Source organism: Bdellovibrio sp. HAGR004 (genome assembly GCF_055397015.1).
The window spans coordinates 1,459,826-1,473,562 of sequence record NZ_AP029176.1; the positions used below are offsets into that span (position 1 = coordinate 1,459,826).

The 13,737-nt window shown below is 48.6% G+C and carries 12 protein-coding genes; 6 read left to right on the top strand and 6 right to left on the bottom strand.

Annotated elements, in window-relative coordinates; all coding sequences use genetic code 11:
• The first annotated feature begins 68 nt into the window (after window positions 1-68).
• From ACZ5ZV_RS07280 to ACZ5ZV_RS07290, 3 genes are read left to right on the top strand one after another with little or no spacing between them, the layout of a single operon-like run.
• Window positions 69-3,470 (top strand): hypothetical protein, encoded by a 3,402-nt coding sequence (locus ACZ5ZV_RS07280; RefSeq protein WP_464120764.1) that lies wholly within the window; start codon window positions 69-71, stop codon window positions 3,468-3,470.
• Window positions 3,467-6,562: a S8 family serine peptidase gene (locus tag ACZ5ZV_RS07285; RefSeq protein ID WP_464120765.1), complete on the top strand. Its 3,096-nt coding sequence runs from the start codon at window positions 3,467-3,469 to the stop codon at window positions 6,560-6,562. Before ACZ5ZV_RS07280 ends, ACZ5ZV_RS07285 begins: the two co-directional genes overlap by 4 nt.
• A gap of 56 nt (window positions 6,563-6,618) precedes the next feature.
• A complete protein-coding gene (locus ACZ5ZV_RS07290) occupies window positions 6,619-7,521 on the top strand; it encodes a hypothetical protein (RefSeq protein WP_464120766.1) in 903 nt (300 codons plus the stop codon).
• Between the two features lie 66 nt (window positions 7,522-7,587).
• On the opposite strand, the gene ACZ5ZV_RS07295 is transcribed toward ACZ5ZV_RS07290, so the two are convergent.
• The 3 genes from ACZ5ZV_RS07295 to ACZ5ZV_RS07305 all read right to left on the bottom strand — a co-directional run bounded on the left by ACZ5ZV_RS07295 (window position 7,588) and on the right by ACZ5ZV_RS07305 (window position 10,247).
• Window positions 7,588-8,313: a rhomboid family intramembrane serine protease gene (locus ACZ5ZV_RS07295; RefSeq protein ID WP_464120767.1), complete on the bottom strand. Its 726-nt coding sequence runs from the start codon at window positions 8,311-8,313 to the stop codon at window positions 7,588-7,590.
• 56 nt (window positions 8,314-8,369) lie between these two features.
• Entirely contained in the window at window positions 8,370-8,759 is a 390-nt protein-coding gene (locus tag ACZ5ZV_RS07300) for a hypothetical protein (protein ID WP_464120768.1), read from the bottom strand.
• Between the two features lie 156 nt (window positions 8,760-8,915).
• Complete coding sequence (locus tag ACZ5ZV_RS07305) at window positions 8,916-10,247, bottom strand: ISL3 family transposase (RefSeq protein ID WP_464117094.1); 1,332 nt, start codon at window positions 10,245-10,247, stop codon at window positions 8,916-8,918.
• A 44-nt stretch (window positions 10,248-10,291) separates the two neighbouring features.
• Here ACZ5ZV_RS07305 and ACZ5ZV_RS07310 point away from each other — a divergent pair, with 44 nt between their 5' ends.
• Window positions 10,292-10,663, top strand: coding sequence for a hypothetical protein (locus ACZ5ZV_RS07310; RefSeq protein ID WP_464117095.1), 372 nt, complete (start codon window positions 10,292-10,294; stop codon window positions 10,661-10,663).
• 237 nt (window positions 10,664-10,900) lie between these two features.
• On the opposite strand, the gene ACZ5ZV_RS07315 is transcribed toward ACZ5ZV_RS07310, so the two are convergent.
• Window positions 10,901-11,662 (bottom strand): hypothetical protein, encoded by a 762-nt coding sequence (locus ACZ5ZV_RS07315; RefSeq protein WP_464120769.1) that lies wholly within the window; start codon window positions 11,660-11,662, stop codon window positions 10,901-10,903.
• A 124-nt stretch (window positions 11,663-11,786) separates the two neighbouring features.
• Window positions 11,787-12,251, bottom strand: coding sequence for a hypothetical protein (locus tag ACZ5ZV_RS07320; RefSeq protein ID WP_464120770.1), 465 nt, complete (start codon window positions 12,249-12,251; stop codon window positions 11,787-11,789).
• 281 nt (window positions 12,252-12,532) lie between these two features.
• On the opposite strand from ACZ5ZV_RS07320, the gene ACZ5ZV_RS07325 reads away from it, so the two are divergent.
• Together ACZ5ZV_RS07325 and ACZ5ZV_RS07330 are read left to right on the top strand one after the other, a co-directional pair.
• Window positions 12,533-12,718 (top strand): hypothetical protein, encoded by a 186-nt coding sequence (locus ACZ5ZV_RS07325; protein WP_464120771.1) that lies wholly within the window; start codon window positions 12,533-12,535, stop codon window positions 12,716-12,718.
• A gap of 9 nt (window positions 12,719-12,727) precedes the next feature.
• Window positions 12,728-13,117, top strand: a complete 390-nt coding sequence (locus ACZ5ZV_RS07330; protein ID WP_464120772.1) for a four-helix bundle copper-binding protein — start codon at window positions 12,728-12,730, stop codon at window positions 13,115-13,117.
• A gap of 38 nt (window positions 13,118-13,155) precedes the next feature.
• Here ACZ5ZV_RS07330 and ACZ5ZV_RS07335 read toward each other — a convergent pair whose 3' ends face one another.
• Window positions 13,156-13,674, bottom strand: coding sequence for a hypothetical protein (locus tag ACZ5ZV_RS07335; RefSeq protein ID WP_464120773.1), 519 nt, complete (start codon window positions 13,672-13,674; stop codon window positions 13,156-13,158).
• Window positions 13,675-13,737 lie beyond the last annotated feature (63 nt).

A 13,737-nucleotide genomic window follows, 5' to 3' on the forward strand; every position in this document is an offset into this window, starting at 1 on the left:
CGGTATTTGCTCAACCGGTGACGGGGATCTTTTTAAGGTCTCTTTGACACCACAAAAAAGGATACGCCATGTCCCTCAGAATAGTCATAGTCTGTGCGTTATGCCTGATGGCTCTTTCGATCGCCAGTGCCGAGAGCGTTTCATTGCCGTTGAACTCGGTAAAGAAGCCCGCCATGGACCTTATCAGTCAGACGGGTGCCGCTTTGGATGTCGGTCAGGCTGCAGCTTTGGCGAATCAGGGGCAGGACCTGAGCGTTCTGAATCCCGCTGAAAACAAGATGTGGCAAAACCGTGTCTATCCGGGCGTTGAAGACGTGCCGGGCAGCTATCCGACCTCTGCAAGAGGAGTGCAGTTCCTGTCTGAAGAAGCAGCCTTGCCTTTCACCTACATGTCTCGTGTTCAGTCCAATGAAAACCCAAACCTGTTCTATCGTTTAAGCTTAAGCCGTCTGACCCACACAACTTTGATGCGTGCAGCCCTGCTCAGAAAACTCGGCTACTATGTTCCGTCTCCAAAGTATTACCGCAACCTGCGTGTATTCTTTAAGTCTGAGGAAGAAAAGAAATCCTTCCTGAAAAATGCCCAGGAATCCATGATTTCTGACTTTGACAGTCGTGGCTGGGTGACAGAAGACAACACCCAAAACCATTCTGTGGTCTTTGCCGACGCGATGCTGGAGCCAGCCGTGGCAGAGTACTTTGATATCCAATGGGGTTATGCTCCAGATCCAAACAATCCTAATCAATTGCCAGCGGTGCAGCGTTATTCCCGCTATCGCGCCTATCGTGCGTTGATTCTGCCATTTGCTTTGGTGGACTTGCCAGAAAGTGTGAATCGTTTCTCGGCGAAATTCGGGGCTGTTCTTTCCGGTCACGTGATCATCAATCACCCGTCGGCGGAATCCTTCTCTGCCGCAAGTTATGAGGATGTGCGCTGGTTGGTGCGTCGTCTGTCGGAACTACGATACAATGACTTTGTCGAGATCGTGCGTGCCGGGGCTTATCCGCAGGAACTTGAAGACCTGATACTGGCAAAACTGATTCACCGTGCTCACAATGCCTTGGAGCTGTTTAATCTTAAGAATGTTTCCGGCTGGCCGAAGCCGGATCTGAATATCACATCACACTCTGGTCTGGTTAAAGACGGGAAGGTGACTCAGGAGTTCGTTCCGGGCTATCCGCAGCGTTTTGCCCACGGGGATCGTCAATCGCCATTCCAGGATGGGGATTTGGAACGTTACATGGGTATCCGCGCCAAATCCGCGGCGATCAGCACGGTTCTAAATCATATCAATGAAAAGCTGGATCTTTTGTCTGTCGGTGATTTGTATCAAAGCCGCCGTGACGAAATGACCCAACGAGTGATCGAACACATCCGTCAGCGCCCTTACGAGCCTTTATATCAAAAGGTCGAAGCTTGGGGCGGTCCGGTGGGTGGTTTCAACTTCGGAGCCACTCGGCACGTGACAACAGGGACTTACTTCGGAAGTTCCGCGCCAATTCAATTGGTGGATAACGTCAGTGTTGCCGGTCGTTTGGGTTACTTTATGACTCTGGATGGGGTTCCTAAAGTCACACCAATGGCAGGCGCCAACATCATGGTGATGCGTGACTATACCCACGTGCGTCCTTTGACGTCCATTCAGGAAGGCACCAAGGTTTCCTGGAAGGACATGTTGATCCCGCGATTCATGACGAAACTTTCCAGTGTCCTGGATGAAAAAGACCCTATTAAAGGTGCGACTCCCGATGCGCCGACTCGTCAGCCGTTGGATGCCTTCCTGGCCGATCTGCGTGAAGGTGAAGTCTTCACCATCACGGATTCCGTGGCGTTGTCTGCTTATGCTCAGACCTCGTCTTCTTTGGATGTTCTGATGGGGATTTCCCCGTTGAATTTCCTCAATACCGTGGCCGTCGGGGTGGACGCCAACCGTGCGATCCTGCGCCAGACAAGCTTCATGCGCACCAAAGAAGGTGTGCAGGTTTATGTGCGTTCTCAGACCAGCAAGGCTTTGGGAATGACTCTGGACGTAAACTATTTCATTAATATTCTGCGTGTTCGTTCCAACACTACATGGGCGGATCTGAATACGGATGCCTTCGTGATTGATTACAATCCCGAGTACGCTGAATACATTGATTCTGAAAATTCGGATGCGAAGTTCGTGCAGGACTTCAAAAGAACTCGTGACAACCTGAAGCCGGCTTTGCGTGCTCTGTTCAAGAGCAATGATCCGGAATTGTTGTACGCAAAATTCCAGCATCGTAAGTTTGAAATCGATCACAATCTAAAAACGCGCGAGGTGCGATCCAAGTTCTTCGCGATGCGTGTGAATTCCTTCAACGAAGATCATTTGTTGAAAATCCGCTACCCCCGCAGCGAAGAAGCGCCGGAGTTGAATCCAAAAGACGAAGAGGTGACCTTGTTCTCCAATAAGCGCGGGGAATTGAAGGGGCGCGATCTTTTGGGCTTTGCCTTTGACTGGGTGGAAGGTTTGCTCAACAAGTGGGCGCCTAAAGGCCGCGTGGATCTGGCGCGCAGTGATGATCCGAATCCGGCGAACACCCCCTTTGGCAAAGCCTACTGGAGAACCGTCAACACCGAAGCGGACCTGACCACCACCGGAAAGCAGTACCCTTCTGTGGGCGTGGTTCAACACGTCTGGGGTGGCTGGCATTTAAACCGCAAGAAGTTCCTGAAACTTATTGATGAAGTTCAGGGTGAACTGAAGAATTCACCTGTGGCGTCTTATCGCCTGATTGAGCCTGAAGCCTTTGCCAATGTGACGGCCGTGGACTTCTATCGTATCACAGCGAATCTTTCTATTCTTCCTGCGGGTCTGGACAAGATTCGGGATCTGGTACTGGCACCGGATCAGGACGGTAAGAGCGTGCCGAAAGCCAAGTTCATCGGTCGCTTCTTCCAGAAGATCAGTGAAAAGCTGGGCCGTGAGGCTCGTCCTCATGATAAAGAAATTTACAAGGACATGCTGACAGTCCTTGGGAATGGCGACTTCAAAGCCGGGGAACGCAAATTCATCGACGAATGTCAGGCAGAACAAGATCGTCACAAAAAAGAAAAGTCCATGAATTACACCGGCACCTGGGTGAATGGCAGTTACTTTGACTGCATGCTGCCTTGGCTGGAACGTCTGATGAAGCTGTCAGCGGCTTATCCAAAGGATAAAAAAGCCCAGACGCAGTGGATGACCAATGTGATTTACATCCTGGAAGAACAAATTCCATTGCCACAGTTGCTGAAGTTCCTGGGTAAAGAAAATTACATCTACTTCGTTCGCATCAACGGTTTCCGTATGGGTGATGAGGACGGGGACATTGAATACTTCTCCAACACATTAGGGGATCCGAAGCAGCATATCGAATATGCCAACGGTCTGATCCAGATGTTTGCGACGAAGACCCGTATTTCTCCAATCGAGTTGGACAAGACGCTGGGGAGCTTCCGATGAGACACGTGATTCTGGCCTTAATCTCTTTCAGTGTGGCTCAGCAGGTGCAGGCGGCCGATCCATTTTCTTCGATGCAGTGGGGCCTGAACAATCAGGGTGTTCCACAGATGATCGATTTGGATCCCTTGCACACATATAAGATCCCGGCGCGTCCTCAGGAGGATGTGCGTCTGCCAGTTCCCGTCAAGGCATCTAAAAAGGTGATCGTGGCGGTACTGGATACCGGTATTCAAAAGACTCACCCGGACTTGAAAAATGTCATTCATCGCAATGAATCAGAATGCCGGGCTTTGGCGAAGTTTGAAGCCTGCGTGAAGGATTCTGATCGCGTGACTTGTGAAAAGAAATGGATGGATTTGAATAATCCGGAAGTGGATCAGGACAAGAACGGTTATCCGCTGGACTGTCAGGGCTGGAGTTTACTGGGGGGCGTGAATGCCGCAGGCATCATGGGCCGTCCTGACTTTGGCGACGACCAAGGTCACGGAACGCACGTGGCGGGTATCGTGGCGGCGGAAGTGGATAACAATATCGGTGTGCGCGGTTTAAGCGAAAACGTCTCGATTTTGCCGGTGCAGGTGATCGGTGTGCAACCGAGCGAACCTATGAAGCCGCTATCGATTTATGACTCTCCACTGGAAGAGGGTCGCACTCACATCAAGGAAAGTCTTGGCGACATGGTCGCTCGTGGTGTGATCTATGCGATGCGCTCCGGTGCGCAGGTGATTAACTTCTCTATGGGCTGGCCGCAAGCCGCAGACTCTGACTTTATGAGAAAAGTCATTGTTGAAGCCCAAGCCCGTGGTGTGATCATTGTCGCGGCGGCGGGAAATGACTCCACTCGTGCGCTGTTGCGCCCTTGTGCCTATCCCAACGTGATTTGCGTGGGCGCCTCCGGTCCGGACGGCGCGTTTGCGCATTTCTCTAACTTCGGCTCCGGCGTGGATATCGTGGCGCCGGGTGTGAACATCTTGAGCACCTATCCTGAAAGCAAACGTCCGGTGCGTTTCCGTTCGACGTTGGGTTACGAATTCCTTTCTGGAACATCTCAGGCTTCGCCTTACGTTGCGGCCGCTGTGGCTGAACTTTTAGCGCGCGGAGTTCCGGCTCAAGATGTATACGCTCGTTTGGTCCTTGGGTCCCGTCCTGTGAAAAACAACCTTTCTTTGATGGAAGGCGGGTCTCATCAGAATGGACAAACGTTAAGCCCGGAAAGGGAAATTTATCGCAAATTTGCTGTTGCCGGTAATATGGACGTAGAACGTTCCCTGAAAGTGCCAGCCCAGCCGCTGATCATTCCTGCGGATAAGGAAAAAACCGAAATCCTGTGGGATCGTAAAAGCAAAGACCTGAGCTACGAGGTGTCCTTCGTCAATAAATGGCAGGACGTGGAAATCGGCAAAGTGAAGATGAATGCCCAATTCCTGAAGCCTCATGCTGATGCCGCTCGTCCGTGGATCACGGCCGTGAAAGAGTCTGCACCTTACCCTGGTGTCTGGAAGCAGGGGGAAGTGCGTAAGTTTGTGGTGATGATGAGTATTGTGGATCACAGCGATCCATCCAAGTCCCGTATTCCCAGTGAGCTGGATTTGACCGTGGACGTAAGTGTTTCTGGTCAGGAAGCCCGTCGCTATGTTCTGGAAAGCGAAATCATTGTTCCGATCAATTCAGACGCCGTGGGTACGGATGTAAACGCCTTCAAGCTGTCGGGAATGCCAAGAACCCGCACCTCCTTCCTGCCGATCGATGAGAATCTGGATAACCATCCTGAAGAGCGACATTACTTCGTGCAAGCTGGAGATGAGAAAAACTGGCAACTGTGGGTGGCCGCGAACAACGGCTCTGATACCTACAATGTTGTGGGTGGCACAAAAATCCGTATGGAAGCTGAAGAAAAATTGCGTGCCCAGATTCTGGTTCGTCTGGATCTGAATAATGACGGACAAAGTGAATACGCTTTGGGCGTGTTTGAAGATCGCAGCGAAGCGACCGAGCCGGGGCCTTCGCCTATGAGCTTCTTCTTCTTTGATAAGTCCATGAAGCTTCTTGATAGTTTCAAATACTCCAGCGAAGTGGCGCAGATTCCGTTTGCGATGTACTGGCAAAAAGTGGGCGGCACCAAACGTCCGGCGTGGGTGGGCGCGGGTAAAGACCCAGCCAAGAAGCGCAGCCTGAAAGATCGCTGGGAAAATCCGGATAATATCGAAAGATCGCAGACGCGTTTCTATTATATCAATGAAAAGAACGAGCTAAAAGCTCTGGAAGAGCACAATGGCTACAAGATCATTGATGTGATCGAGCCACGTCGTGATCAGGTGGTGGCAGGCCGTGTTCCTGTTCTTTTAGCGAAGAACCAGGGCACCGAGGCCAAACCTTCTTACCTGTATAACTTCGCCATCGCTGAAATTATTGACGGGCGGGTTGAAAACTTTATGGAGCTGGATCTTTTCGCCAACCAGAACACGTACAGAAACATTTTAGATACGCGTGTCGATAAAGTTCACTCTTTGGACTATCAGAAAGATGAGTTTGCTGGCAGCTTCTGGTTCAGTGAAGGCCTGGATCGTCAGCAGCGTTTGTCGGTGTTCGATAATAAAAATTGGGAACTGTTGGATCAGCAGTTGAAGGCCGAGCGGTCCCAATTTGACTCCGCTTTGTGGGTTCGTGCGGTTTATTCAGGGCTTCAGCGCAAGGGTGCGTTCGTTCTGACAAACTCTGAAATTCAGTATCATGACCTGAATACGCAACGCGTGATCAGCCGCAGTTATGAGCGTTACACGTTCTTCCCTGACCTATTTATGTCTAATTCGTACTATCCGCTGACTTTGCGGGATGCGCGCGATGCGACAACGAAGATCCCTGCACTATTTACAACGGAGGGCTCAGGCCTCAGCCGTGGTGTCAGAATGTTGGTACCGGTTTTTGCAAGGGATGGATCTGCGGTTGAACTGGTGTCACCAGCTCGCTTGAGATTGAAGTCAGGAACAGGCTGTCGTCCTTTGGAAACGCCGGTGTTCGATGGAGCCAAGGGAGCACACTCGTTCGACTACTATTGTGGCGATAAATTGCTACGGGTTAACTTGACATATTAAACAAAAGACGATTTTTAAGGATCGCAATTTAAAAAACCTATAAGGGGGAAACCATCATGAAAAATGTTTTGCGTGGAATTCTAGCGACAGTTGTTGTTACTGGCTTTGCTGCCTGCGGTGGCGGTGGCGGCGGTGGTGGCGGCGGCGGCCAAGTGATCTACTACCCATACGAAACTGTGTACGGTGATGTGTGCCAGACTCAGGAGGCTTCTCCTGGTTGTACTTTCTTGAAGTCCAACGGTCAGCGTATCAAAGTTACTGACGACCCACACTACAACAGAGGTGGCTACGGTTCTGACGATCTTTGGTATGTAAAATTCGATTCCAACGGTCAGGCAGCTGTGTACGACGATTTGGGTCGTTTCCAGTACTATGCTAACGTAAGTGAATTTGCTGGTTATATCGGTGGTACAACTATCGGTGTCGGCACAACGGGTTTCTACTGGGAAGATATCTCCAACGGAACTTACTGGTTGGGTAAAAACGGCGTATTGTACAATGCAAACTCCGGTGAAGCTAACTACGGTCAAGCGATCAACGATAAAACTGCTTCTTCTGCTTCAGACACAAACTTTGCTGCTTTGAACTCTGATGCAAACAAAGAGCTTGTTAAAATGGCTTCTGATCGTTTGATGAAAGAATACGGCTTCAAGCAAGACAAAGCAGTTGCAGTTGCTTCTGCGTTGAACTCTTGGGCGGTAGCGGCTGCAGAGCGTGGCACTACTTCTGAAAAAGACATGGACAAGACTTTCAAAGCTGTCTTCGGTGTTCAGTTCTCTGACGCTTTGGCTGCTGCTAAAGATCTTTCCCTGGGTGACAAAGCAGGTATGCAAGATCTAACAAACAGATCTGCTGCGGCTTTGGGTTTGAAACCTCACCAGGCTCAAAAGTTCATGAAGGGCATGTACAAAAAAGCTCTTGCTAACTGGGGTTACGACGAATCCAGCTTCAACTGGTAATTGTCGGGCTTTTATAGCTTAGATACTCAAAGAGGCTCCCTTGTCGGGGAGCCTCTTTTTTTTGCCCTAAAACGATGGGGGAACCGCTTCGGGGGGATTGTCTTCGGAGGGGGATTCCTCAACAACCTGCTCAATAATAAGAGCTTTCAGGAACGTCTTCCGGTTAACGGCGTAATAAATTCCGCCACTAAGTAATCCCAGAATAAATCCATAAAAATGGCACAGGTAACTGATAGTCGGATCAAAGGCCGAGGCGGGCATAAAGATCCCCAGAGCCACGCCCATCACCCGCAGAATCCTTTGGGTCAGGCTGCGCTGCTGGTCCAATAGCAGGTAGAGCACCAACCAGGCGCCACCCATCCAGTACACCACGCCGGAGATTCCAATCAGGCGGGTTTGTGGCTCATAGCTGAGCAATGTCAGCAGATTCGCAAGGCCTCCCACAGCTAAAGCGGCGATGGGGAATAACCACAAACTAAAGTAACCTGTCAGCAGATATCCCAGAACGAAGATTCCCAAAGCGTTCGAGGCTAAATGTCCTAGGTCCGCGTGAGCAAAAAGCGCCGACCAAAGGCGCCAGTATTCATGCTTTTGCAAGACCCCTTCGTTCGATGCAGCCATCAAAGACGAGACCCCACCAATATCCTTCCAGTAAGCCACAGCCGTGACGATAAGAATAAAGACGGACCAAGCGGCAATCAGACTGGCGCGAAAGCGGGGGCGGCGGCTAAGCCAGGTACGGCGAACCACAGAAAACGTGGTGGTTTCCGCCAAGGATGGGGTGGATTGCATAGAGGACCTCCGGCAACAAAGATGAGTCTTTTAGAGGCCCTGTCAAGATGCGTGGATTATTTGGAAACAAACACGTAAGGAGCCGTCACCAAAGCGTCCGGCAGTCCTTTTTTATCTCTGAATGTTTCAAAAGACACTTTGATTACCTGAATTTTCCCATCGGCATTTTTGCTGGTGATGGAAAGAGTGCATTCATCGGTGCCGTCATAGCTGTTGCCTGTGCAGTAAGTGGATGTCAGAGACGCCGAGCCATCACTGGAAATCAGGGCTTCGGCTAGGACCGTAGAAAGCTTCTTTTCCACACTCCCAGAGTCACCCTGAACTTTTACCGACGTCGTGGCCGCCTGATTGAGCAAAACTTCCGTGGCTCTTTGCGAAGTTTCGCTCTGAGAGGCAAAACTGACGGAGGCACTGAGCAGCGCCAGGGTTGCAAAGATCGTTTTCATGGAGACTCCTTTTTTATTTCAAGCAATGACACTTATCCGATCAGCCTAAACATGCAAAGCGTGCCGATGGCTAAACTGAAAAGTAACATACTTTCAGTGTCCAGATTGTAGACAGGGAGCCTAAAAGGGTCGGGTAGAGACCAGGCCTCTCCGTTTTTACTGGGGGTGGGGGATATGCCAATGCCATCCAGTCGTATCAATATGAGACGAGTTAAGAAGCCCACAGCGTTGCAATATTTTGAGTTCAAAAGATTCTTGGTTGCTGTATCCATACCCCATTCTCTTTAGAACTTTGATTTTATTATTGATGCCCTCTGAGATGGCAGTGGTCAGGTTAGATTTAATATATGCCTGAATATTAAGCCTGTATTTTCGAATCTTCTGAGCAAATTGTTTGAACACTTTGATACCTGATTCTCGAACCAAGTAGTACCATTGCGCCAGAGATTTTCGGAAGTTTGGAAGTGTTTTTTCATCCAGAACTTTATGGAAATAATCAACGATCAACATTCCCGCATTGATGTTTGTATTGAGCATTTTTAATTTCCCAAGAAGGTTTTGTTCTTCGATGGACAAGTTGGGATTGCGTTCCATGAGGATAAATCTGCGCCCCCCTTCGAGCATCCCGGCTTGAAAGCTGTCATTTCTTTTTTTTGCCAGTCTAAACTCGTCTTTGCGGAGAGTATTAAATGTTTCATTAAGGTTCTGAACTAAATGAAATCTATCCACAGCAATCTCTGCATTAGGACATAGCTTGGAAACAGCTCTGAAATATCCAGCATTCATATCTAAGGCAAAATATATAATTTGGTCCCGAGTTTTCTTAGATAAAGTCTTGAGGCAATTTGCTAGAGCCATAGCATCTCGTCCGCCAGCTGTTGCAATGACTTTTGAGAGCTTAGAGCAGACAAGGCTGGTTATATATTGAGTGGTCCAGCGCTCAGAAAAGGGGCTATTCCTTTGAGTATTTACTATAGTTCTAAAGTGTACTTCGTCGGCACTCATGTGACTGACGTTGAGATCATCAGGGAGTTTGTAGAATTTCTTCATGTGCCTCATTCTCCACTGATCCAGATCCCACATGGTTTTGGAATTCGTGCGGAAATAGCGACTTGTAGCTTCGCAGGTAAGCTCTTCCATGAGAAGACCAGCAACCTCAGCCATAGCCAAAGTCATGTTTGAGAATTGAGGGTGAACTCCCTTCATAGGAGACATTCGAAGTTGCCCTGAACACATGTCGCAAACAGCGCGTAATCTACGATAGTGAACTATCACTTCTTTATAAGCCCCCAGAGGGGGAGCTTTTAGTTTGCGTATTCTGTAGTCTTTGACATTTTTTAAAGAAAATCCACAGCTCTCACAAACACAAGTATCTTTTTTTTGCTGCACCCATAATTCACATGTTAGAGTTGATTTGTCAGTTTTGAAAGACTGCAGTACAACGTCTTGCAGACCTATGGAATCAATGATGAGATCAGAGCAGTCCATCCTTGGAAGCCTCCATTAGTAAAAATTTTAGGGAGATTTTATCAATGAACTTTGAACTTGAAACAACACAGCGCACCGTATGGGAGCTTGCCGATCGAGTGGAGTTTTTAAATCGTATGCGGCCATTACTGAATATTAGTGATGCCGAGGCCGAAGAAATCAAAGAATTGCTTCAGGAAAGAGATTTTGACTACTTAGAGATCGCAGCTTATTTGGGCAAGCAAGAAGATCCAGATGCGGCCCTAGTTTTTAATGGGAAAAAAGATATTTACTGGGATATTTTTAACTCAAAAAAATCAAAAGAAATTATCAATAAGATAAGTGAATTAGCGCATCCTCTTACAAAGTTGTCCCACACAAGAGGCCTCACTCAAAGAGACTGGATGAAAAGACTTGAGGCGCTTGGTAGTTTTTAAAAGATTTAAGCGTCCCGGCAATCAAGGCCGAGGATCGAATCTTCGAAAAACAAAGGTCAGAATTACTTGCTCAAATCGAAGATCTGAGTTGCTAGCCTCTCACCCCCATTTAAAACGGGGAGCCTTGCGTGGGGAAGAATCCCCATTGCCACCGGCGCTGCCGCCTCCTCGAGCGAAGGAAGGCAGGGACGACAGGGTTATTAAAAGAACAAGGCCGCATACAACCAGTTTCATTTTTCAGGACTCCTGAAGGGTGTCGATAATATTAAACATAAATGCGGGGATCGGTCCGCGCGAGGCGGGATCTTCCAGCAGACGGATTTTTTCTTTGAATGCCTGGTTGTCGATCTCAAGCCATCTGCGATAAGTGTTCTCTGAAATCGACTCAAAGAAAAGGTTCATATAATTGGCATGGTTTTCATCGGTACGCGAGGGTTTGCTATAGCGTTCCGTCAGGCGCAGCCCCACAGTTTTGATCGTCTGTGCAGAAAAGGTGGATCGATTCATTCCCAGGCCGTAGCGGCCGTTTTCTAAAAGCCTTACGACATTCATCTGAAGCATTTTGTGAAGAACCTGCACGCCGTACTCGCCGAAACGGCTGCGCACATAGGCGTGATCAAAGGGGCGGGTTTCAGCCAGAACATAGAGCTCTGAAAAACAGGGATCTTTCAGTAATTCTTGCTCAGTGCTGACGGTGTACTTAAAAAGCGGAGACGATTTGATTTGTGGATCTGTGCGCTTTAGTTTTTCCTGCACCAGCTTGGGGGCCGTCTGCAGAATCTGATCAAAATCCGGAGTCCCAATCAGGCAAGCGTAAAGCTTGTAAAGCGTTTGATAGCCAGGATTGTGTTCTTTGTCTATCAGCCGTCTGAGGGTCTTGGTGTGGATCTGGGATCTGGCTGCGAGCAAGGACAAACCTTTGCGCGGGTCTTTGTGGCGCCGAAGGAACAATCCAATATCCTGACTGACCTGATCTTGAAGTGTGGACGCAGCTGACATGATATGCCTTTGTTTTGGTATTTCAGACGAGGTATGACGCCCGGGCAGCATTGGCAAGTTTCAGGACTGTAAGGAAGAAAATACCCGAGGCCTGCGCCGCAAGCCCCGGGATTTTTCAAATTTTTTAGAAGCAAGACGGAACCGTCAAAGACTTGTTGAACAGGAACTTGTAAGTGTCATTGCGAGGGCTGACCAGTTTGGAAACCTTCACATTCACAGTAGTCGGGTATGTGCCGGAAACAACTTTGTCCTTGCAGACTTCACGGTTTTTGCCGATGTAAGTGCACTCAGAAATGGTGCGAGTGTAGTTGATCGGTGTGTAAAGGTATTTATAACCAGTAATAACTTCTTTGGAGCGGTTCTTGCCAATGTAGATGGTTTCTCTTTGCGCAACCGGTTTTTTGGTTCTCAGCATACTCCCGTCAATACATACGAAGGTGTAATCAACGGCGTGGCCCATAAAGACAACGGGTGCGTCGACTTTGAGTGTTCTATCCTGCATTAAAACTTCCCAGGAAGTCTCTGCGGTGTGTGCGAAAGAGGCACTAGACAAGAACATCAGGCTGATCAAAGCAAATACATTTTTCATATGGTTTTCTCCTTTTATGGTTTGTTTGATGATCTTTGAATGTGTCACCGCCGGAAAAGTTTCAACGAATAATGTTCGTCCACGTAAGAATGCCGGACAACTTTGAGGTTGTCCGAAGGAAACGGGGACATGTCTGATTTTGTCTTGTCAGGTCACAGGGGCCTTGAGTTCGAGTTGCTGATTTTTATCAGATCCAGAGAGGATTTCTCTGTTGTGCAGAGCCTGCGTGAGCAAGCTTTGATATTCTGAGTTTGTGAACTTTTGAACAAAGGAGGCTGGAAATGTCTGGTCATCATAAAAACAAAGGTTTCAGTCAAACAAGCAAGCGCTTTGATGGGGATTTAAAGGCCCAGCATCAGCGCAGTCGAAATAAACAGATGGATCACTCTGCGGATCACCGCGAAGAGGAATCTGAAAGTCGCGAGTCACAGAAGAGTTCGTCACAGAAGAAATCACCACGATCATAGGGGGCCTCCATGAGAATGAATCCGTTGCAGGATAGTGATACGGCAAAAAGCATTAATTTTTGTTTCACCACGTATCGCTGTTGCCTAGAAACCTTAAATCATGTGCAGGAGCAGGGGATAAAGTTTGCCCAGACCGATCTGGCACTGCTTTTACAGCTTTGCGCTGACACCTGTGATTTGCACGCACGTATGCAGATTGCAGAGGTCGACTTTGCAAGTCAGGGGGCAGAGCTTTGTTACGAGGCCTGCATTAGAGCCGCTGCCGAGTGTGGGAAGTTCCCAGAAGATCACATCGTGGCGAAGTGTGCTGATATTTGTGTCAAGTGCGCGGAGCACTGTCGTGGCATGATGGGAATGACGGTTCCGGTGAAGAGCTCGCAGGTGTCTGCAAGAATCTAAATAAAAAAGGCGTCTCTTGTGAGACGCCTTTTGTTTTTTTAGTGGCGGATCATTTCCGGCGTGCTTTCGTTTGCCAGATCGTTCAGGCAATCCACGAAGAACTTACAGATGATGAACAAGTGAACCTGTTCGTTGGCGTCCAGTGATGGCTCCAGCTCCGGGGACATGAACAGTTCTTCAATGATGTAGTTCAAGATCTCCGGTTGACCACCGGCAGCAGCTTTTTCCTGAAGGTCTGCGATCATGTCATCGTTGATCTGCAGATACTTTTCAAATTCAGCTTCGTTTTTCTCGAACTTTTGAACCACTTCGTCTTCGGTCATGGCGCGAAGAGACTGATACTGTTCTTCAAAGGAACGATTCAGGATCAGAGCCATCATGAAGCCCAGGTCCTGGGCGCCTTCGCTCATATCCTCGATGAACTCCATAAAGAAGCCCCCAAGGTCCGGCTGTACTTCAAACAAATGCTCAGATGCTTTTTCGAGGTCACTTTCTTCCGTGATGCTGCAGATTTTATCGATGGAATTTTGCACGACTTGGAACGGAATTTTTTGCATAAACGACCTCTACTTTGTCTTTCCTTTGGCCCAGAAAGGGCCTTATAGTTGCAGAATACACAG

Coding starts and splice junctions, on each gene's coding strand:
- ACZ5ZV_RS07280 (WP_464120764.1), top strand. CDS start 69: ATGTCCCTCAGAATAGTCATAGTCTGTGCGTTATGCCTGATGGCTCTT.
- ACZ5ZV_RS07285 (WP_464120765.1), top strand. CDS start 3,467: ATGAGACACGTGATTCTGGCCTTAATCTCTTTCAGTGTGGCTCAGCAG.
- ACZ5ZV_RS07290 (WP_464120766.1), top strand. CDS start 6,619: ATGAAAAATGTTTTGCGTGGAATTCTAGCGACAGTTGTTGTTACTGGC.
- ACZ5ZV_RS07295 (WP_464120767.1), bottom strand. CDS start 8,313: ATGCAATCCACCCCATCCTTGGCGGAAACCACCACGTTTTCTGTGGTT.
- ACZ5ZV_RS07300 (WP_464120768.1), bottom strand. CDS start 8,759: ATGAAAACGATCTTTGCAACCCTGGCGCTGCTCAGTGCCTCCGTCAGT.
- ACZ5ZV_RS07305 (WP_464117094.1), bottom strand. CDS start 10,247: ATGGACTGCTCTGATCTCATCATTGATTCCATAGGTCTGCAAGACGTT.
- ACZ5ZV_RS07310 (WP_464117095.1), top strand. CDS start 10,292: ATGAACTTTGAACTTGAAACAACACAGCGCACCGTATGGGAGCTTGCC.
- ACZ5ZV_RS07315 (WP_464120769.1), bottom strand. CDS start 11,662: ATGTCAGCTGCGTCCACACTTCAAGATCAGGTCAGTCAGGATATTGGA.
- ACZ5ZV_RS07320 (WP_464120770.1), bottom strand. CDS start 12,251: ATGAAAAATGTATTTGCTTTGATCAGCCTGATGTTCTTGTCTAGTGCC.
- ACZ5ZV_RS07325 (WP_464120771.1), top strand. CDS start 12,533: ATGTCTGGTCATCATAAAAACAAAGGTTTCAGTCAAACAAGCAAGCGC.
- ACZ5ZV_RS07330 (WP_464120772.1), top strand. CDS start 12,728: ATGAGAATGAATCCGTTGCAGGATAGTGATACGGCAAAAAGCATTAAT.
- ACZ5ZV_RS07335 (WP_464120773.1), bottom strand. CDS start 13,674: ATGCAAAAAATTCCGTTCCAAGTCGTGCAAAATTCCATCGATAAAATC.